Origin of the sequence: Vibrio sp. IB15 (genome assembly GCF_016406055.1) — a bacterium.
In the GTDB taxonomy this organism is placed as follows: Bacteria; Pseudomonadota; Gammaproteobacteria; order Enterobacterales; family Vibrionaceae; genus Vibrio; species Vibrio chagasii.
The window spans coordinates 12,748-34,174 of record NZ_JAEFCE010000048.1 but is presented as its reverse complement, the minus strand read 5'-3'; the positions used below and the strand labels follow the sequence as shown (position 1 = coordinate 34,174).

The window sequence follows — 21,427 nt, the reverse complement described above, 5'->3', positions numbered from 1 at the left end:
ATTGGATGGCGAGTCTAGCAGAAAATATGAGCAAATTCACCAAAACCCCAAGGAATATAATGGGGAATATTGATTGCGTTTTTTGGACGCTTAAAAACAAAAATGCCCACCAAAGTGAGCATTTTATTTTGTCCATTTAAGAACAAATTACACGAGGCTAGTTTCTATTGAAGACCAAGTTTCTTCTCAAGGTAGTGGATGTTTGCACCACCGTGTTGGAAGTTTTCGTCGTTCATAATCGACTCTTGTAGAGAGATGTTTACTTTGATGCCTTCTACAATCATTTCACCTAGTGCGTTCTTCATACGAGAAATCGCAACGTCACGGTTCTCACCGTAAGTGATTAGCTTACCGATCATTGAATCGTAGTGTGGTGGAACTGTGTAGCCAGTGTAGATGTGAGAGTCCCAACGAACGCCCATACCACCAGGAGCGTGGAAGCGCTCAATCTTACCTGGTGAAGGTAGGAACTTCTCTGGATCTTCCGCGTTGATACGACATTCGATCGCGTGACCTTTGATCTTGATATCGTCTTGCGTGAAAGATAGAGGTTGACCAGCAGCAACACGAAGTTGCTCTTTGATTAGGTCAACGCCAGTTACCATCTCTGTTACTGGGTGCTCTACTTGAATACGAGTGTTCATTTCGATGAAGTAGAATTCGCCATTTTCGTATAGGAATTCAAATGTACCTGCACCGCGGTAGCCGATTTCTAGACATGCACGAGTACAACGTTCACCGATGTATTTACGCATCTCTTCAGTGATACCTGGAGCTGGTGCTTCTTCAACAACTTTCTGGTGACGACGCTGCATTGAACAGTCACGCTCACCAAGGTGGATAGCACCGCCTTGACCGTCAGCAATTACTTGTACTTCAACGTGACGTGGGTTTTCTAGGAATTTCTCCATGTAAACCATGTCGTTGTTGAAACATGCTTTTGCTTCAGCACGTGTCATTGCGATTGCTTCTGTTAGTTCACCTTCAGTGCGAACAACACGCATACCACGACCACCGCCGCCGCCAGACGCTTTGATGATCACTGGGTAGCCAATGCGCTTAGCATGTGCTTTGTTTGCTGCTTCGTCGTCGTTTAGCGGGCCGTCAGAACCAGGTACACAAGGTACACCTGCTTTCTTCATTGCCGTGATTGCTGAAACTTTGTCACCCATGATACGGATAGTTTCTGCTTTAGGACCAACGAAAATGAAACCGCTTTGTTCAACTTGTTCAGCGAAGTCTGCGTTTTCAGATAGGAAGCCGTAGCCAGGGTGGATAGCAACAGCGCCTGTAACTTCAGCTGCACTGATGATACGAGGGATGTTTAGGTAGCTATCGATACCACGAGCAGGGCCGATACAAATGGTTTCGTCTGCTAGCAGTACGTGCTTAAGGTCACGGTCAGCTGTTGAGTGAACAGCAACCGTTTTAATGCCTAGCTCTTTACATGCTCGCAGAATACGTAGTGCAATCTCACCACGGTTCGCGATTACTAATTTATCTAACATAATGAGGCTTCTCTATTATTCGATAATTACTAGAGCTTGGTCGAACTCAACTGGTTGGCCGTCTTCAACAAGGATTGCAGTTACAACACCAGACTTATCAGCTTCGATTTGGTTCATCATCTTCATTGCTTCAACGATACATAGTGTGTCGCCAGCGTTAACTTGTTGACCAACTTTTACGAATGGTTTTGCGTCTGGGCTTGGTGCGCCGTAGAACGTACCAACCATTGGAGAAAGAACTTGGTGACCTGCAGGTGCTGCTGGAGCTTCTGCTGCTTCTGGAGCTGCCGCTTGAGCTGGAGCTGCTGCAGGAGCTGGTGCCGCTGCTGGAGCCGGAGCTGCTGCGTATTGAATTGGTGCTGCTACAGGTGCAGTGCCGTTGCGGCTGATGCGTACTGACTCTTCACCTTCAGAGATTTCTAGTTCTGCGATACCAGACTCTTCAACCAATTCGATTAGCTTTTTGATTTTGCGAATATCCATCGTTTCTTTCTCTTTTGTTAATTAACTATGCTCTATGACTAGAGCTGGTGTCTATTAGTTCGGTTATGTTCGTTATTTTGACTGCAACTTGTGAATCGCAGCAGTCAAAGCAAATTGGTAGCCTTGTGCGCCTAAGCCACAGATTACCCCTTCGGCTTTATCTGAGAGGTAAGAGTGGTGCCTAAAAGGTTCGCGTGCATGAACATTCGATAGGTGCACTTCAATAAATGGGATCGCTACGCCAAGTAGTGCATCACGCAACGCCACACTGGTATGTGTAAAGGCCGCTGGGTTGATGATAATGAAATCAATATCTTGATATGCATTATGGATAGCTTCGATCAGTTCATACTCACGATTTGACTGTAAGTGAGATAGCGCAACATCTTGTGTTTTCGCTTGCTCTGTTAGTGAGCTAATAATCTGCTCAAGTGTTTGAGAGCCGTAGTGTGCCGGTTCTCTTAGGCCTAACAGGTTAAGGTTTGGGCCATTTAAAACTAGAATGCGAAACTTTGTAGACATCGTGGGGCTATCTTCCTTTATCGTGATTACGACCTTGAATGTTGCCATTTTATTGAAAATTTGGGGTTAATTTCCAGTGAGAAAAACCCAAATTTAAAAATTAGAACCAGATTATAGCTAATTCAGCGCAAATCGCAGCAATTTACTGGTCTAATCTCCTATTGATAGCAAGTGAAATTGTTACCAACTTAACAAAAAAGCGTTATTACCTTAATTGTGGTGTGGATATTTGAGAGCAAGATCAGTCATAAAAAAACCGCCACATAGGTGACGGTTTGGAAATGATCTGTTTTAAACAGTGATTCTGGTGTGACAGCTATTATGCCAATTCAGCTTTCTCTGCAATCAGCTTATCAACCACACTTGGGTCTGCTAGCGTTGAAGTATCACCAAGGTTGCCAGTATCGCCCGTTGCGATCTTACGCAGGATACGACGCATGATCTTACCTGAACGGGTTTTCGGTAATGAATCGGTCCAGTGCAGCACGTCTGGTGTCGCAATAGGGCCTATCTCTTTACGCACCCAGTCTTTCACTTCTTTATGAAGCTCTGCGGTTGGGAACTCACCATCATTAAGCGTGATGTAAGCGTAAATCGCTTGGCCTTTGATGTCGTGAGGAATACCGACAATCGCAGCCTCTGCAATCTTATCGAATGCAACGAGCGCTGACTCAATCTCTGCAGTACCCATACGGTGACCAGATACGTTCAGCACGTCATCAACACGACCAGTAATCCAGTAGTAGCCGTCTTCATCACGACGAGCGCCATCACTGGTGAAGTACATGCCTTTAAACGTAGAGAAGTAAGTCTGTTCGAAGCGGTCATGATCGCCATGAACAGTACGCATTTGACCTGGCCACGAGTCTAGAATGACTAGGTTGCCGTCGGTTGCGCCTTCAATGATATTACCCATGTTATTTACTAGCGCAGGTTGTACACCGAAGAATGGACGAGTCGCTGAACCCGGTTTTAGGTCGGTAGCGCCTGGTAGTGGGGCAATTAGGATACCGCCCGTTTCGGTTTGCCACCATGTATCAACAATAGGAGACTGCTCGTTACCAATCGTTTTGTAGTACCACTCCCACGCTTCTGGGTTAATGGGTTCACCTACTGAGCCCATGATTCTCAAACTGTCACGAGAGGTGCCTTCAACCGCTTCATTGCCTTTCGCCATCAATGCACGAATAGCCGTTGGTGCAGTGTAAAGAATGTTGACTTGGTGCTTATCCACCACTTCACTCATTCGACTTGTGTTCGGGTAGTTTGGTACACCTTCAAACAGGATTGTCTTAGCGCCGTTAGCCAGTGGTCCGTATACAAGGTATGTGTGGCCAGTAATCCAACCCACATCTGCAGTACACCAGAAGGTTTCGCCTTCTTGGTAATCAAATACGTATTTAAAGGTCATCGCTGCGTAAACAAGGTAACCACCGGTAGTGTGCATTACACCTTTCGGTTTGCCTGTTGAGCCTGATGTATAAAGGATGAATAGTGGGTCTTCCGCATTCATCTCTTCTGGTGGGCAGTCTGCTGACACGTTTGCTGTCGCCTCATGCCACCAAATATCACGGTGCTCATGCCATGCAACCTCACCGCCAGTACGCTTAAGCACCATCACTTTTTCGATGGTTTTCACTTCTGGGTTGGTCAGTGCTTCGTCGACGTTTTTCTTAAGAGGAACAGCTCGGCCGCCACGCACGCCTTCATCGGCTGTGATCACGACTTTAGCATTCGAATCGATAATACGACCTGACAGTGCCTCTGGTGAGAAACCACCAAATACCACGGTATGAACTGCACCAATACGAGTACACGCCAGCATAGCAACTGCAGCTTCAGGAACCATAGGCATGTATAAACAAACCACATCGCCTTTACGTACGCCTTGCTCTTTTAGAGCGTTAGAGAACAGACATACTTCTTTGTGCAGTTCATTAAAAGTTAGGGTTTTATCATCTGCAGGGTCATCGCCTTCCCAGATGATGGCGACTTCATCACCGCGCTCAGCAAGGTGGCGGTCAATACAGTTCGCCGACACATTCAATGTGCCATCTTCAAACCAGCGAATATCGATGTGGCCTGGGTCGAAAGAGGTATTTTTTACTTGTGTGAAAGGTTTAATCCAATCCACGATTTTTCCGTGTTCACCCCAAAAGCCTTCTGGGTCAGAAACAGATTGTTGGTACATGGCTAGGTAAGTGTCATTATCCGCGTGTGTGGTTGATTTAATATTTTCTTTTACCGGATAAACGTGGGCTTCACTCATTGCATCTCTCCTTGTGCCTACATTCCTAATGAACTGGCAACTTCCTTTGTGTTCAGTTTCTAGGTCTATTACAGAACCGTCTTTGTGTTATCACTCTCGGCTAGGACGGCGATTTCCACAATTAGACTTTAGGATGAGACGCCGCTTTTCACTTACAAACTAGCGAGTTAAGTTCATTTTTGAGATGTTGCTCTCTATGTCTAGCTGCAAGGGTTGAATTAGGTGTACGAAGAGTTGAAGCGGGGCAGATCACCATGTTTCAGGCGGACAAAGATCAGCGCAGCAGAGATAGCATCTTGTAATGCATCATGTTTATTGACTGGAATTGGTAAGTCGAGCTGGCGACAAATTGCATCCATGCTGAGGTCGAAATAGGCATTGGGCAGCTGTCTTTCGAGTTTGTCTTGATAGAGTTGGCTCACTTCGATTAATCGGTTAGGCAGCGGAAATCCGAGTTGTTTTAAACAGGCGCGGTCGAGAATTTTTTTGTCATAGCGGATGTGATAGCCGACTAAAGGACGATTACCAATGAAGCTTAGCAGTTCAATTAGGGCTTGTTTCTCTTCGATTCCGTGTTTGAGGTCTTGATGGCGGATGCGGTGGATTTTTATTGAATTGCAGTCGAGCGATTGAGGGGCTCGTAATCTAACTTCGAAGGGCTTACTGGTGATGATGCGGTTACCGATGATCTTGGTCGCGGCAATGGTCACCAGTTCAGCCTGATTAGGGTCGAGGCTGGTGGTTTCGCAATCGAGTGAGACATATTCTTGATGAAGAGGCGCAGTAAACAGAGGCTGATGCGGAGAGCCTTTGAGCTTGTGATGCCAGTAATAGCGAACCAGTCTATTCATCGTGCAATCGCCTAGTCCCTTATCTGATAGTGGTAGCCGAGCCATTGCTTGAATTTCTTAACCACGTGCAGGCTATGACGAAGCAGATCTCGATCTGCTCGCTCCATTAGTTTGACGTCGATTTTATTGCTGCTGTGCTGTTGCGACAGGCGTTGTGATAAACGCCACTTAAAAAACTGCTTGATCGCTTCACTGAGGTTATCCGCGGTACTTTGCTCTAGTACCTTCTTACTCACGAGATGCTCAATGCGTTCAAAGGTGTTATTGACCGTCACGCCGTGTTCAAGGCTCAGTGCTCTAACACCATGCACTATAGGGAAAATACCACCTTGTTTTATGTCGAGTCCGGACTTGGACTGCTTTACATTACCAAACAGGGTCAGGGGAACTGAGAAGTTAAGGGCAGGGCGGCAGAACTCGGTCAGAATCAATTCCTGTCCGAGCATCAAATCACTCAAGTGCTGCTTAACGGGGAGTAACAGGTCTCTATTGCCTGCAACAGCATGTGCATCCGCCATGATGGCAATATCCATCACTGTCTCTGGCGTTGCTTTTTTTACCCACCTCGTCAGAGTTTGTTTCCATTCTTGTTCTGAGTGAACCCACTTCGGGTTGTTGACCATGACGTTGCCAGGACACAGTGGATAACCTAACTGTTGCAACGTATGAGTGAGATCGTTCATGGCGTTTTGGCATTGGTGCCACTCTAATCCGTCTTGAATGATCAACGCATTGTCTTGATCGGTTTTGAGTATCTGTTCTCCGCGTCCCTCTGAACCCAGCACGATGAGGCAGCAATGGTTGTGTAGTGCAGGGGGAATAACCAGTTCAAATGCCTTTTCAATAATCTGTTCATTGACGGCCGAAATTAGCTCCATGATGAAACGTGTACGAATACCATTATTGAGCAGGCTTTCGACCAATTGACGTTGCTTGTTGGAGGCCATGGCCAATTCTTCAATGCTGGTGGCTCGAGCGATATGCAAAGTAAGAACATGCGAGTGAGTGGAGAACGCACTGAGTATTTGCGTCATATCCACCATGCCGACCGCATTTAACCCATCACAAACCATCAGCCTTTTTACACGATTCCTTGTCATGGTGATCATGGCGTTAAACAAGAAGTCACCATGATTAACATGCAAAACAGGGTAGGTTGCTATCTCGCCGACAGGTGTATCGAGCGGGCGATCATCAAGCATCACCGCGTGTAATAAATTGGTCCGTGTGACGATTCCGTACGGAAAGGAACATGATGATCCAAAAGCTTTTGGATCATCATGTTCCAAATGAACCAAGGCCGAGTCTAAGCCTTGTTCTTTAAGGGTTTGAGTGACTTGATTGATAGGTTGGTCAGGTTCAAGTATCAGTGGTGGGTGGTAAATCGAGTCGTCGACTTTGGTCAGTATGAACTCAGCAAGATTCTGCTGTTGCTGAGCGGCTTCAATCAATGCTTTTCGGGTCGAGAGGTTACTATCAAAGTAAGCGGCGAACTGGCCGTTGGCGTGGTATAGCTCAAGAAAAACGTCGTTTGGTAATAGGTAACTTAAGGTATCTTCTAATGCGATATATTGATGTTTGGTATGAGGCTCAAACTGGCTGCGCACATCGAAAATATCGTCATTGGCATAGTGCGCATAGATCTCTCCGTCACTGCTAGCGCGCTCTTCGACAGCCCCTTTAATCAGAATATGCAGGTGGCGGCTCGGGCGGTCGGCCTCCAATATCACTTCGTGAGCTCGGTAGTAAACCACATCTAAAGCTGAGCGTAGCGTTAACTGTTCCGCTTCAGACAAGCTATCGAAAGGCGGGTGCTGCATATTAAATTTATCAGGCATAAGCAATCGCAAGGGAGTTAGAGTCTCTTTTTAGTGTGACAAATTACCAGCGAAGCTCCAGACGACTTTAGTCTAAGTGAGAGAGTGGCGATTTGGAGAGCTTAGATATCTTGCTGAAATGCGATATCTGAACTAATTGAATATGGGAATACTATCCCCGCAATAATTCCCTTTTTCATCTTTTGTGACCTAGGCATAATTGGCGCTTCCTTGTTCCGCACATTTTTATAGGTTGCCTATGTTTAAACCTTCCCCTTATGGCTGGATATCCCAGTATTTTCTCGGTTTCTTTTTTGCCTATGGTGTTTATCTGCCATTTTGGGCGCTATGGTTTGAAGACCAAGGCGTTTCTGCGGGGGACATTGGCGTATTGATTGGTGTGGGTTTGGCTACGCGTTGTGTTGCCAACTTTGTGATAACACCACGTATCTATAAAGTTGAGCATTTAATGCCAGCATTGCGTTGCCTCAGTTTTGTCGCGCTATTATTTGTTGGTTTCCATTTCTTTACTGGTGGTAGCTTTTTATTGATGCTGCTAGCAACGGTAATGTTCAACCTCTGCTATGGACCGATTATTCCGCTTTCTGATGCAATGGCGAACCATTACAGCCGTCTCAAGATGCTCGACTACGGACGTACACGCTTGTGGGGTTCAGTGGCATTTATTGCGGGTTCTACCGTGGTTGGTTATCTGGTGGCTGAATTTGGTACGGATATGATTTTGTATACTGCACTGGCAGGGGTGTTAGTGTCTTTATTGTTCGCGATGAGAACCCCGAACGTAATGCCAGTGACAGAATCAGAGCAAGTGGCTGAAAGACCTAAACTTGGTCAACTATTACGTGAATCATCGGTAGTGAAGTTTCTTGCATTGATGGCACTGCTTCAAGGAAGCCACGCTGCGTATTACAGCTTTAGTGCGATTTACTGGAAAGAGGCGGGGCACTCTGAGGCGATCATCGGTTATCTGTGGAGCTTGGCTGTGGTTGCTGAGGTGGCAGTATTTGCTCTGAGTAAGCGACTGTTTGCTGGATTATCATTGCGCACTCTGTTTGTGATTGCTGGTATCGGGGTCATGGCTCGTTGGGGTATCACCGCATCAACGACTGCGATCCCAGTATTGATAGTGGCTCAGCTGTTGCACGGGGTGACATTCGCCATGGCACACATCGCTGCTATTCAATACATTCAGTCTCAAGAGTCGAACAAAATGGTGGCATTGCAGGCTCTGTACAATGCGATACCACTTGGCGCCTTTATCGCATTAATGACGACCCTAAGTGGCTGGGGCTACGAACTGTGGGGCGCGAATATCTTCTGGGGAATGGCTGCGATGGGTGTAATTGCCCTGTTTATCAAGCTTGATGAAAGAAGCTCTGTGGTTGAAGTTAATCAACCCGAGTCAGAAGTTCATAGCTGATAACCAATCGTGATTATTAGAGTCTAAAGCACAGAATTTAAGCGATGCGATTGAGTTAATGACTCATCCTTAGTTAAATGAAACCTCTCCCTTATGGAGAGGTTTTTTATGGATGAAGAAAGGGTTTTCAATGCAAGGATGGGTAGTAATTCCAGTCTCTTTAGCCTACTTGGGCGTGTTATTTCTGATCGCTTGGTATGGAGACAGGCAGGTTCGTTGGCTATCGCGTTGGCGACCGTGGATCTATAGCCTCTCTATTGCGGTGTATTGTACCTCTTGGACCTTCTATGGAACGGTGGGTCAGGCGAGCAATAACCCTTGGTCTTTCTTACCCATCTATCTTGCACCGATTTTGGTCTTCACCCTTGGGTGGCGGATCTTAGCGCGACTGATTCTGATCGCGAAGCGGGAACATATTACCTCAATTGCCGATTTCATTGCGGCTCGCTATGGTAAATCTCAAGGTTTAGCGGTAGCGGTGACGGTTATCGCAGTGATCGGTATTCTGCCTTATATCGCCTTACAACTACGTGGTATCACCATGGGGTTGGATATCGTTGCCCCGAGTCTGGCTCAAGATTTTGGCTATCAGGATTACCATGTTTCTTGGTTTGTGGTCGGTGCGCTGGCCATTTTTACCATGCTGTTTGGTACAAGGCACATAGACAATACGGAACACCACCGTGGCATGATGATGGCGGTGGCGTTTGAGTCGATCGTTAAGCTGGCGGCATTTTTGATTGTTGGCCTATTTATCATGTATTTGGCGATGAGCAGCGACAAGATTGACCTGCTCGACGTGGCGGCGAGCACTTATGAATCGCCGAATATTCCGACCTTAATTATCCATACTGTTTTGACCATGTTGGCGATTGTCTGCTTACCGCGTCAGTTCCATACCATGGTCGTTGAGAATGAACGTCCTCAAGATCTGCACACCGCTCGTTGGTTATTTCCGCTTTATCTGATTTTGATGGGGCTGTTCGTTCTGCCAATTGCATGGGCTGGGCAAGGACTGCTTCCGAGCATGCCTGCAGATACGTATGTGATCAGTCTGCCGATGGCTGAAGGCGCCAATCATATTGCCTTGCTTGCGTTCCTTGGTGGTACATCTGCTGCTAGTGGTATGGTAATTGTGTCGACCATCGCGTTGGCGATCATGGTGTCGAACGATTTAGTGATGCCGCTATTGCTGCGCCGCATGCGACTTACCCAAAGGACTCATCGCCACTTCTCTGGGTTGCTATTGGTGATTCGTCGTGGGCTTATTTTATTGCTTCTACTTGGTGCTTGGTTGTTCTATCAGGCGCTCGATACCATTCATTCCTTGTCTGCGATTGGCTTCCTTTCGTTTGCGGCGATTGCTCAATTTGCTCCGGCACTGATTGGTGGTTTGTACTGGCGCCCGGGTAATCGCAAGGGTGTTTATGTCGGTTTAATGGTTGGCTCGGTGATTTGGCTCATTACCTTGATGAGTCAAACCAGTATGTTGGCTGGCGACAGTCAAAGTAACTTGCTGCTGTGGGTCATCACACCACCAGAGTTACTCAGTAGTTGGGATATTAGCAGTTCAAACTGGGGGATAGTCCTGAGTATTGTGCTCAATACTTTGTGTTATGCCGTGGTTTCTATTTCGACCAGGCCAAGCCTAAGTGAGCGCTTACAATCGGCGGCATTTGTTGGTACGCCGCTGCCTGAAAATGAGAACATTAGCCTTTATCAAAGCCGTGTAACCGTGGCTGAACTAGAGATGCTGGCGTCGCGGTTTGTTGGTCGAAAGCGAGCGAAAAGCGCTATCCAAAGTTACTGGCAGCAACACGGTCAACCGCTGCTTCCTAATCAACAAGCGCCAGCAAGCTTGATTCGACATGCTGAGCGTGTACTGGCGGGTGTGTTTGGAGCCTCCTCCGCTAAGTTAGTACTCACTTCTGCTCTGCAGGGCAGAAATATGCAGCTTGAAGAAGTGGCAACCATCGTTGATGAAGCCTCTGAGTTGTACGATTTCAGCCGTGGCTTGCTACAAGGTGCGATTGAGCATATTGGTCAAGGTATTGCAGTGGTTGATAAACAGATGAGGCTGGTGGCATGGAATCAGCGTTACTTAGAACTGTTTGAATTCCCTGCTGGTTTGATACAAGTGGGCAGGCCGATCTCCGATGTGATTCGCCACAATGCTCAGCAAGGGTTGTGTGGTCCGGGTGACCCTGAAGATCATGTGCGTCGCCGTGTTTATCACTTGGAGCAAGGCACACGACACACCTCTTCTCGCATTCGTCCTGATGGTCGCGTGATTGAGGTGCAAGGTAATCCAATGCCGAGCGGCGGCTTTGTGATGAGCTTTACCGATATCACGGTATTCAGACAAGCAGAACAGGCGCTAAAAGACGCCAATGAAAGCTTGGAATCAAGAGTGCACGAACGAACTCAAGAACTCGAAAAACTGAACCATCGCTTGGTCAAGGCGACACAAATTTCTGATCAAGAATCGCAATCTAAGAGTCGTTTCTTGGCCGCAGTAAGCCACGATTTGATGCAGCCACTGAATGCGGCGCGCTTGTTTGCTTCGTCACTTTCGGAGGTAGCAAAAGAGCAAGAGGTGAAGCAGCTTTCATCCCATATTGAAAGTGCACTGGGTGCGGCAGAGGACTTGATTGGTGATTTGTTGGATATCTCACGATTAGAGTCCGGCAAACTGGAAACCAACATTCACGCCATTGCGGTGCATGATGTGCTCGCTAACTTGAATGCTGAATTTAGCGCCTTAGCGACGCAGCAAAAAATTGATTTCAAGATGATCCCATCATCCCTGTTTATTCAATCTGACCCTAAGTTGCTGAGACGAGTGATTCAGAACTTTTTGACTAACGCCTTCCGCTATAACCCAGAGGGGAAAGTAGTGCTCGGAGCAAGACGAGTCAGGGGGCAGGTGCGAATCGATGTGTGGGATAACGGAACCGGTATTGATGAAGACAAGCAACAAGAGATCTTCGAAGAGTTCACTCGTGGTAGCCAAGTGCGTTCCGATCAAGGTTTAGGGCTGGGGCTCGCTATTTCTAAAGGTATTGCTCATGTGCTTGGTCATCAAATATCGATGCGCTCATGGCCGGGGCAAGGCAGTGTTTTCTCTATAACCTTAGCAAGAGCGGAACAAGTGGCTCCGGTTGTACAAGTAGCAGCGACAGTGGCGAGCAGTGACATCGAGCACCTTAAAATCTTGTGTGTTGATAATGAACGAGAGATTTTGGTTGGTATGGAGAACCTGATTGGTCGCTGGGGTTGTGAGGTTAAAACGGCAGTTGATTTGGTCGAGAGTTTGAAGTGCCTCGATGGTGACTGGAAACCCGATGTGATTTTTTCTGATTACCGCCTCGATAATGGGCGAACAGGGCTTGAGGTGTTGCAACAGTGTCGCTTGCGCCTTGGAGATTCCTTTGAAGGGGTCATCATTAGTGCCGACAGAACCGATGACATGTTGGCGGCGATAAAGGCCAACAGCTTTAGCTTTATTGCCAAGCCAGTGAAACCGCTAAAACTCAGAGCAGTATTGAATCGCGTGAGTTAGTTTAAGTCATTATTAGATCCTAATAAGGCCTCTGATGAGGCCTTTTTCGATCCGGTAGACTTGTTATGAGTTACTGGTTTTAACCTGCGATACCACCTTGAGTGAGAGCAGTTGGGTCAAGCAGCTTGCTGAGTTCTTCTCGGCTAAGATCGGTTTCTCTTTCTGCAACATCAAGGATAGGTAAACCCTCTTTGTAAGCTTTCTTGGCAATATCTGCTGCCTTTAGGTAACCAATCACAGGATTAAGTGCAGTCACCAAAATTGGATTCTTTGAAAGCGCTAAATCAAGATTGTCTTGGCGTACAGTGAAAGTCGCAATTGCTCTATCTGCCAGCGCAACAGAGCTGTTAGCTAAAAGCTCGATACTTTCTAATACGTTATGAGCAATCACTGGCAGCATCACATTCAGTTGGAAGTTGCCAGACTGGCCAGCTACTGTAATGGTGGTGTCGTTACCAATCACCTGCGCAGCGGCCATTGCTGCGGCTTCTGGTATTACAGGGTTCACTTTGCCCGGCATGATCGATGAGCCTGGCTGTAGCGCCTGCAATTCAATTTCTCCTAAGCCAGCTAATGGGCCAGAGTTCATCCAGCGAAGATCGTTTGCGATCTTCATGATCGCAACTGCTGCAGTTTTGAGCTGACCCGAAAAGGCAACGATCGCGTCTTGACTGCTGAGGTTAAAAAAGAAGTTTTCACTCGAGTTAAAGCTGATCTTTGTCGACTGCGACAGGTTACTTGCAAACTTATCGGCAAAGCGGGGATCAGCATTGATGCCTGTGCCAACCGCCGTTCCACCTTGAGCAAGCGCTTTAATAGCAGGCAGGGTGCTTTCAATCGCTTGTTTAGCGTGTTCAATCTGGAACTTCCAGCCACCCAACTCTTGAGCAAAGGTAATCGGCATCGCATCCATTAGGTGAGTACGGCCGGTTTTCACGACCTCAGCAAGCTCTTGCTGTTTAACGCTCAGTGCTTCAGACAAGTGACTTAGTGCTGGTAGCAGCTTGTTTTCCGCAGTGAGTGCGACACTGACTTGGATCGCGGTTGGCACCACATCGTTACTGCTTTGGCCCATATTGACGTGATCGTTCGGGTTCACGTCGCCTTGCAAACTTCTGGAAGCGAGTGTTGCAATCACTTCGTTGGCGTTCATGTTAGAGCTAGTACCAGAGCCGGTTTGGTAGACATCGATCGGGAATTGATCGAGATGTTTGCCATCAATGATCTCTTGGCTCGCATCGGCGATCGCATTGGCAATATCGCCTTCCAATAAACCTAATTGAGCATTGGTGTCAGCAGCAGCTTGTTTGATTAACGCCAGTGCTTGGATAAAGCTGGTGGGCATTTTGTGGGAGCTAAACGCGAAGTTATCTGCGGCACGTTGAGTTTGTGCTTGGTAGAGTGCATCAGCTGGGACTTTTACTTCCCCCATGCTGTCTTTTTCAATTCGATATTGTAGGGTCATCTTTTATCCTTGTTAGCCAAGTGGGGCTTGGACTTGTTGTAGTGTCTGGCTGAGATTCAAAAAACGCGCTTGGCCATGTGGTTGCTGGCAGTAGTGGCGTTTTAGATAAAATAGTGGTGAGTGAATTGAGTCTAGGCAGATATGACGAAAGGTAAAACTGCGCTCAGGAGACTCAATCGCTTCAATCAGATGGAAGAAAACTTGGCGCAGGTACAGCTCGCATAGCAAGATGTTTTCTTGTGCGGCGTGTTTTTCATAGTATGCGGCAAGCGTTTGTGCACACTCGATGTAGTCTCGAATGACAAACGGCTCGTGACCGTGAACTTGCTCTGAGGAAGTAAAGCGATCCTGCGCTTTGTAGAACCTCGAATAGAGAACCTGCTGCTCTTTCATCATCATTTTCATCTCTTTACTGGATGTTAATGATAATTATTATCAAATAATATTTTAAAAACAACCCTTTGTTTCTGTTTTTATAAAACGGTAGGCAAAAGAAAAAAGCCGATACATAACGTATCGGCTTTCTGAGATTCAGTACCTAATCCCTACAATGTAAGTACTGATTCATTTTTGCTAAACATCTTTGTTTCGTGGTCATGCTTAGTGGTCGTGAGCTTCACCAGCACCCTTAGGGTAACGGATGTTTTCAACCATCTCTTGTACGTCTTGTGGTACTTCAGCAGTCACTTTGTTTACCGCAATTGAAACTACGAAGTTTAGACACATACCTAGTGTACCGATGCCTTCTGGGCTGATACCAAACCACCAGTTTTCAGGTGTGCTTGCTGCTGGGTTAATGAACTTGAAGTAGATGATGTAGCTTGCTGTGAAGGCAATACCTGTCAACATACCTGCAATCGCACCTTCCTTGTTCATCTTCTTGTAGAAGATACCTAGGATAATTGCTGGGAAGAAGGATGCTGCGGCTAAGCCGAAGGCAAACGCTACCACCTGAGCTACGAAGCCTGGTGGGTTAATACCCAAGTAACCTGCACCGATAATCGCGACCATTGCTGCCAAACGAGCGGCTAGTAGCTCCTGCTTGTCGGTCATGTTTGGTCTGAAGCCTTTCTTCAACAAGTCATGTGAAATCGATGTTGAGATAACCAATAGTAGACCAGCGGCTGTTGATAGTGCGGCTGCTAGGCCACCGGCTGCCAGTAGCGCAACAACCCAGTTTGGTAGTTTTGCTAGTTCTGGAGAAGCCAGTACGATGATGTCACGGTTAATCTTCATCTCGTTGCGCTCATCGCCCGAGTAGAACATTTTGTCATCGCCGTTCTTATCTTCCCAACCTACTAGACCAGTGCTTTCCCAGTTTTTGTACCAGCTAGGTGCGTCTGCTGCTGCGACACCTTGCATGTCTGGGCCGTTAATCGTTTCAATCATGTTTACACGAGCGAATGCTGCAACGCCTGGTGCTGTTGTGTATAGCAATGAGATGAACAGTAGTGCCCAACCTGCTGAGATACGAGCATCACGTACTTTCGGTACTGTGAAGAAACGGATGATTACGTGTGGAAGACCTGCAGTACCCACCATTAGAGCTGCACAGATGAAGAATACATCCACCATGCTCTTGTTACCTTCGGTATAGGCGGTAAATCCGAGCTCTTCAGTCAGTCCATCCAGTTTATCGAGTAGGTAAACGTCTGTGCCTGAAATCGTTGAACCCATACCAACTTGTGGAAGCGGGTTACCTGTCATCATGATTGACGTGAAGATTGCTGGAACAAGGAAGGCGAAAATGAGGACACAGAATTGAGCTACCTGCGTATAAGTGATGCCTTTCATGCCACCAAGTACTGCGTAGAAGAACACAATACCCATACCAATGATGATACCTAGGTTAATGTCGACCTCTAGGAAACGAGAGAATACTACGCCCACACCACGCATTTGACCTGCAACGTATGTGAATGATACGAAGATTGCACAGAATACCGCTACCATACGTGCTGTTTTCGAGTAGTAACGTTCGCCGATAAAATCAGGAACCGTAAACTGACCGAACTTACGTAGGTAAGGTGCTAAACATAGCGCAAGTAGTACATAACCACCTGTCCAGCCCATTAGGTAAACCGCACCGTCGTAACCAACGAATGAGATGATACCTGCCATTGAGATGAATGACGCTGCCGACATCCAGTCAGCGGCTGTCGCCATACCGTTTGCTACTGGGTGTACACCACCGCCCGCAACGTAGAATTCACTCGTAGACCCTGCGCGAGCCCAGATTGCGATGCCGATATACAGTGCGAAAGTGATACCGACGAGAATAAACGTCCAAGTTTGAATATCCATGTTCTAGCCTCTAGTCTTCCTGTACGTTGTATTTTTTGTCGAGCGCATTCATGCGGACAACGTAAATGAATATCAGCGCCACGAAGGTGTATATCGAACCTTGTTGAGCGAACCAAAAGCCGAGCTTAAACCCGCCAAACTGAATGGTGTTGAGGGCATCAACAAATAAGATGCCTGCGCCGTAAGACACTGCGAACCAGATCGCGAGCAGTGTTCCCATAATTCCCAAGTTTTCCTTCCAGTAGGCTTGAGCATGTTCCGTAGATTCGAACGCCATTGCCTTCTCCTTTATTCCGTTTCCGTAGAATGTCGTTGTGTTAACGTAATGTTACGATTTGAAATGTAGCAAGGATAAGTCAAGGGATCTGTGCAACTTTAGTCGGGACGGTATTAGCCCTAATCCACTGAAATATGGGAGTTAGGAGACAAAACCATATAAAAATGTGATGTTACAAGGTTGTTAAATTGGCCAAAGGTCTAACAAAAAGGGATGAATTAGTGAGGGAGTAATAAAATTTAACAACTAAATGACAGAGAATCATTATTTAGTCCTGCATATGACACGAAGGGAAATATAAGTTTGTTATAGTAATTACGCTGCTTTTAGAGCCCTTTTCTTGCTTAATAGCAGAAATTCGACATGCTTTAATCACGAGTTTTATTCTTTGGGGGAACGAATTGGACGCAATAACTATTAATCACTTATTTTTAACTGGTGCCGTGCTTATCGCCATCAGTGTGCTTTTCTCACAAGTGTCCTCACGATTGGGCGTTCCGATTCTTTTGATCTTTTTGTTTGTTGGTATGTTGGCGGGCGAAGATGGCCCCGGCGGCATCAATTTTGACGACTATTCATTAACTTACTTGGTGAGTAACCTCGCGCTTGCCGTGATACTGCTTGATGGTGGTATGCGCACTAAGGTGGCGAGTTTTAAGGTCGCGTTTTGGCCTTCGCTGTCGTTAGCCACGATAGGTGTAGCTTGTACTGCGACTCTCACCGGCTTAATGGCGGCTTGGCTATTCGACTTATCACTGATGCAAGGCATTCTAGTGGGCGCGATTGTGGGCTCGACTGATGCTGCGGCGGTATTTTCTCTGCTCAAAGGACAGAGCCTCAACGAGCGTGTTGGGTCAACCTTAGAGATAGAGTCCGGTACCAACGACCCAATGGCGGTCTTCCTAACGGTGACCTTAATCGCACTACTTGGCACCCCAGATGTCGAGATGGGGATGAACTTCCTGCTGAAAAGCTTCGCGATGCAATTTGGTGTTGGTACCCTTATTGGTCTTGGTGGCGGTTGGGTTCTGTGGAGTCTAATCAACCGAATACAGTTGGCTGATGGTCTTTACTCGATTCTGGTACTGAGCGGCGGTGTGGCTCTGTTTGCTTTCTCTAACATGCTTGGCGGCAGTGGTATCTTGTCTATTTACCTTGTGGGCTTGTTTATTGGTAATCGTCCAACACGCTCTCGACACTCGATTCTCAATGTCCTTGATGGCATGACGTGGTTAAGCCAAATCGTGATGTTCTTGGTGTTGGGTTTATTGGTCACACCATCGACACTGATGGACATTGCTCTGCCTGCGCTAGCATTGGCTTTCGGTATGATTTTGTTTGCTCGTCCGCTGTCGGTTTGGTTAGGTTTGCTACCATTTCGACGTTTTACCACCAAGGAGCGTTGGTTTGTTTCTTGGGTTGGGTTACGTGGCGCGGTGCCGATCATTTTGGCGGTGTTCCCGATGATGGCTGGCCTGCCTAATGCTCAGCTGTATTTCAATATCGCCTTCTTCGTGGTTATGGTGTCGCTGATTGTTCAAGGCGGCAGCTTAATGAAAGTCGCGAGATTGGCTCAAGTGACGCTGCCTCCAACGCCGACACCTGTTTCACGCACTGGTATCGAGATCTACCCGACCAGTGAGTGGGAGATGTTTGTCTACAAGTTGAAAGAAGAGAAGTGGTGTGTCGGTGAGCCGCTTAAGCGCTTATCGATGCCGGAAGGAACACGTATTACCGCACTGTTTCGACAGGACGCCTTGCTTCATCCATCGGGCAGTACAGTATTGGAAGCGAACGATATTCTTTGTGTGCTTGGTCAAGACAAAGACTTAGATAGCTTAAGTGAGTTGTTCAGTGAAGCGCCTGAGGCTGAAGAGGCTGCGCGATTCTTTGGTGATTTCTTCCTTGAGGTTGGCTTGTCGATTGCTGCGGTGAGTGACTGCTATGGCATTGAGCTTGGCTCGGAAGAAGAGCGCGACATGACGTTAAAACAATTGGCTGATCGCGAGCTTGGCGCGCACCCAGTATTGGGCGATAGCTTCGAGTGGCATGACATCAATTGGGTGGTTGCAGAGATAGAGGATCATAAAGTCGTCAAGCTGGGTTTGTGTTTGCCTAAGACGACTTTAGAAGAGGATATGAGTGAAGCCTAGTTATGGACTTCTTGTAGCAAGATAACTGCTTGAGTTCGGTTTTTCACATCCAGTTTACGGAAGATGGCTGTCATATGCGCTTTGATGGTCGCTTCCGAAACATTCAATTCATAGGCGATTTGCTTGTTCAGCAGGCCGTCAGAAAGCATCCCTAATACCTTGTATTGCTGAGGCGTCAGTGTGGCAATTTTTTCCGCAAGGTCGCTACAGGCAGTATTGTTGGTAATCAGCCCTTCAGGGAAGAAGGGGTCGCCATTCAGCACTTGATTGAGTGCACTCACCAATTCACGCATGTCACTCGACTTTGGAATAAAGCCAAACGCACCATGGCTTTTCACTTGAGTGACAACGCTAGCGTCTTCACTCGCTGAGATCACGACAATCGGTAGATCTGGGTATTCCGCACGAAGTTGAATCAGACCAGACATTCCATTGGCTCCCGGCATTTTTAGGTCGAGCAGCAGCAGGTCGGGTTCATCTTCTTTTTTAAGCAGAGTCAGTAACGCGTCGAGAGAGTCGGCCTCAAGTAGGTTCGCACCGCTGATCGCCATATGAACCGACTGAAATAGGGCGTTGCGGAAGAGAGGGTGGTCATCTGCAATGATGATGGTGTAGGTCGAGTCCATGACGTCCATACTTTTAACAATTTAGTTAATATTTATTATCATCCTGATTGAGTATGTGGACAATATCTATGCATTAAAAGTCTGAACCATATCGACTTTTATCCCTGTTCTTGGAAAGTGTTTCCTATAATCACAAAAAAGCCGCACTGCCATCTCGTTATGAGGGGCGGTGCGGCTTTGTTTGGTGTTACATTCCGACCAATGTTGCCGTTATAGCTGGTGGTCTTGCATGTGTTTTAGGAATACATCGGCAGGCATAAAACCAGTCACACGAGCATTTGGAACATGGTTACCCTCGCTATCCCAGAACTCAATGGTTGGTAAGCCAAGTACTTGCAGTTGCTTCAGCAATTCAATGTTTTGAGGCATGTTTCGCGTCACGTCTGCTTGAAGTAACACGAAGTCAGACAGTTTGTTCTCGACGTCTGCTTGATGGAAGGTGTACTTCTCAAACTCTTTACACGCCACACACCAATCGGCGTAGAAGTCGAGCATCACTGGCTTGCCTAGTTTCTTCGCTTCGATGAGCTGGATTTCAAGCTCTTCAACGGTGTTAATTCGAGCAAACTGGATCTGTTGTTCCACTACAACGCTCTTTTCTGCAAACCAGTAATTTAGTGCAGGTTGAGCAGAAGCAAACAGACCAAGCATTGCGATGATGCCCACAGCGCTCTGCTTCCAACCACCAAATGGCAGTGCGTTCTTGCTGTGATACAACCAACCGAAGGCGATGAAGCCAAGGGCAGACCAAAGCACCGTTGCCCATAGTTCTGGGATGATGCGTTCTAGTAGGAAGATTGGTGCTGCCAACAAGATAAAGCCGAATACGACCTTCACTTTATCCATCCAGCTGCCTGCTTTTGGCAGTAGCTTATTGCCAAATACCGCAACCAAGATTAGCGGAATGCCCATACCCATAGCTAATGCATACAGAGCAATCGCACCGGTAAATAGGTCGCCACTTTGAGCAACATACAGCAGCGCACCCGAGAGTGGTGCCGTAGTACAAGGTGAACATACCAAGCCAGAGATAGCACCCATCGCGAACACGCCCAAGGTATTGCCACCTTGCTGCTTGTTGCTTTGGTTATTCAGCCAAGTTTGGACACTGCTCGGCAGTTGAAGGTTATATACGCCGAACATCGACATCGCTAATGCTACGAATAGAACGCTCAACGCAATCAGCACATAAGGATGTTGCATCGCAGCTTGGAATTGCATACCCGCAGAGGCAACCACCAAACCCAGTAGGGTGTAAGTTAGCGCCATGCCTTGCACGTAGATGAAGGACAACATCAGCGCGCGACCTTGGCTGAGTTTGCCACCACCCAACACGATGCCCGTTAGGATTGGATACATAGGCAGAACACACGGTGTGAAGGCTAAGCCAACACCGAGCGCTAAGAACAGTAATGGGGTCCACCAACTGTCACCGAGTTTATCGGCTAGGCTCGCTTCCTTTGAAACGGGTGCGTTTGATTGTGGTGTTGTGTTATTTGCCACCTCTGCTTTTGGAGAAGCAACTTGTGGTGAAGTGTTCGCTTGGTTACTGGTAGTTTTAGCTGCAGTGTCGCTTGAGTCCGTCGCTTCAAACGGTGCAATGTCGATGACGCGAGTTTCTGGAGGGTAGCAGAAGCCAGCCTCGGCACAGCCTTGATACTTAACGATCAGCTGCGAGCCATCTTGGTAACTTTGTAGGGGAACTTGTACGAATAGCGGCTGAGTATAAACACTCACCTCACCAAAGAACTCATCTTGGTGTGGCTTACCATCTTCTAACTCAACATTACCGATAGCGAGATTTTGGCCGCTAAAAGAGAGGCTATGTTGATAGAGGTAGTAGCCTTCTTTTACCTGCCAGTCGAGAAGCACCTTGCCATCTTGCTGGTAGTAATTGAAAGGGAAAGCTTGGTCTACAGGAACAAAACCGTTGTTATTGCCTCCGAAGCTTGGCTCGGCGTTGTCATTTCCAAAAAGCGCCCACGCAGGCTGGGTGAACAGGGAAATACAAACAAAAAGTAATGTGGCAAGTCGTCGCATACTATTTAGTCATTTAATGGAGTTATGGGTATCTTAACTCAATCAGACCGTAATAGTTTGCTATTAGTTTCATTGGCTAGCAAATATCCCTTAGGGCGGGAAATCCACT

The 21,427-nt window shown here is 47.1% G+C and carries 15 protein-coding genes; 3 read left to right on the top strand and 12 right to left on the bottom strand.

Annotated features, from left to right (window positions below):
* Nucleotides 1-164: 164 nt before the first annotated feature.
* From accC to JC606_RS16875, 6 genes are all read right to left on the bottom strand, one after another.
* Nucleotides 165-1,508, bottom strand: coding sequence for an acetyl-CoA carboxylase biotin carboxylase subunit (accC, locus tag JC606_RS16900; RefSeq protein ID WP_063525207.1), 1,344 nt, complete (start codon nt 1,506-1,508; stop codon nt 165-167).
* A gap of 15 nt (nt 1,509-1,523) precedes the next feature.
* On the bottom strand, nt 1,524-1,991 hold the full coding sequence (accB, locus tag JC606_RS16895) for an acetyl-CoA carboxylase biotin carboxyl carrier protein (RefSeq protein WP_061033584.1): 468 nt from the start codon (nt 1,989-1,991) through the stop codon (nt 1,524-1,526).
* 72 nt (nt 1,992-2,063) lie between these two features.
* Complete coding sequence (gene aroQ / locus JC606_RS16890; RefSeq protein ID WP_102425463.1) at nt 2,064-2,513, bottom strand: type II 3-dehydroquinate dehydratase; 450 nt, start codon at nt 2,511-2,513, stop codon at nt 2,064-2,066.
* 319 nt (nt 2,514-2,832) lie between these two features.
* Complete coding sequence (gene acs, locus JC606_RS16885) at nt 2,833-4,782, bottom strand: acetate--CoA ligase (protein ID WP_198779024.1); 1,950 nt, start codon at nt 4,780-4,782, stop codon at nt 2,833-2,835.
* 218 nt (nt 4,783-5,000) lie between these two features.
* Nucleotides 5,001-5,633: a 3'-5' exonuclease gene (locus tag JC606_RS16880; RefSeq protein ID WP_137406931.1), complete on the bottom strand. Its 633-nt coding sequence runs from the start codon at nt 5,631-5,633 to the stop codon at nt 5,001-5,003.
* 11 nt (nt 5,634-5,644) lie between these two features.
* Nucleotides 5,645-7,477, bottom strand: a complete 1,833-nt coding sequence (locus tag JC606_RS16875) for a DUF294 nucleotidyltransferase-like domain-containing protein (RefSeq protein ID WP_198779025.1) — start codon at nt 7,475-7,477, stop codon at nt 5,645-5,647.
* 232 nt (nt 7,478-7,709) lie between these two features.
* Between JC606_RS16875 and JC606_RS16870 the strand changes: the two genes are divergently transcribed.
* Complete coding sequence (locus tag JC606_RS16870; RefSeq protein ID WP_137406929.1) at nt 7,710-8,891, top strand: 3-phenylpropionate MFS transporter; 1,182 nt, start codon at nt 7,710-7,712, stop codon at nt 8,889-8,891.
* A gap of 130 nt (nt 8,892-9,021) precedes the next feature.
* Nucleotides 9,022-12,453 carry a hybrid sensor histidine kinase/response regulator gene (locus JC606_RS16865; protein WP_137406928.1) on the top strand — a complete coding sequence of 1,144 codons (3,432 nt, stop codon included), beginning with the start codon at nt 9,022-9,024 and terminating at the stop codon, nt 12,451-12,453.
* 79 nt (nt 12,454-12,532) lie between these two features.
* On the opposite strand, the gene JC606_RS16860 is transcribed toward JC606_RS16865, so the two are convergent.
* The 4 genes from JC606_RS16860 to JC606_RS16845 form a co-directional block, all read right to left on the bottom strand.
* Nucleotides 12,533-13,918 (bottom strand): class II fumarate hydratase, encoded by a 1,386-nt coding sequence (locus tag JC606_RS16860; RefSeq protein WP_102425547.1) that lies wholly within the window; start codon nt 13,916-13,918, stop codon nt 12,533-12,535.
* Nucleotides 13,919-13,930: 12 nt separating this feature from the next.
* Complete coding sequence (locus tag JC606_RS16855) at nt 13,931-14,317, bottom strand: hypothetical protein (protein ID WP_004737102.1); 387 nt, start codon at nt 14,315-14,317, stop codon at nt 13,931-13,933.
* A 201-nt stretch (nt 14,318-14,518) separates the two neighbouring features.
* A complete protein-coding gene (locus tag JC606_RS16850; RefSeq protein WP_137406927.1) occupies nt 14,519-16,222 on the bottom strand; it encodes a sodium:solute symporter family protein in 1,704 nt (567 codons plus the stop codon).
* 10 nt (nt 16,223-16,232) lie between these two features.
* Nucleotides 16,233-16,499, bottom strand: coding sequence for a DUF4212 domain-containing protein (locus tag JC606_RS16845; protein ID WP_102425052.1), 267 nt, complete (start codon nt 16,497-16,499; stop codon nt 16,233-16,235).
* 401 nt (nt 16,500-16,900) lie between these two features.
* Here JC606_RS16845 and JC606_RS16840 point away from each other — a divergent pair, with 401 nt between their 5' ends.
* The gene (locus JC606_RS16840) at nt 16,901-18,652 is read left to right on the top strand and encodes a potassium/proton antiporter (RefSeq protein WP_137406926.1); all 1,752 of its coding nucleotides are present in this window, start codon (nt 16,901-16,903) and stop codon (nt 18,650-18,652) included.
* On the opposite strand, the gene JC606_RS16835 is transcribed toward JC606_RS16840, so the two are convergent.
* Nucleotides 18,649-19,278 (bottom strand): response regulator, encoded by a 630-nt coding sequence (locus JC606_RS16835; RefSeq protein WP_137406925.1) that lies wholly within the window; start codon nt 19,276-19,278, stop codon nt 18,649-18,651. The two genes, JC606_RS16840 and JC606_RS16835, sit on opposite strands and share 4 nt — an antisense overlap.
* Nucleotides 19,279-19,488: 210 nt before the next feature.
* Nucleotides 19,489-21,318 carry a protein-disulfide reductase DsbD gene (locus JC606_RS16830; protein ID WP_137406924.1) on the bottom strand — a complete coding sequence of 610 codons (1,830 nt, stop codon included), beginning with the start codon at nt 21,316-21,318 and terminating at the stop codon, nt 19,489-19,491.
* Nucleotides 21,319-21,427: the final 109 nt, after the last annotated feature.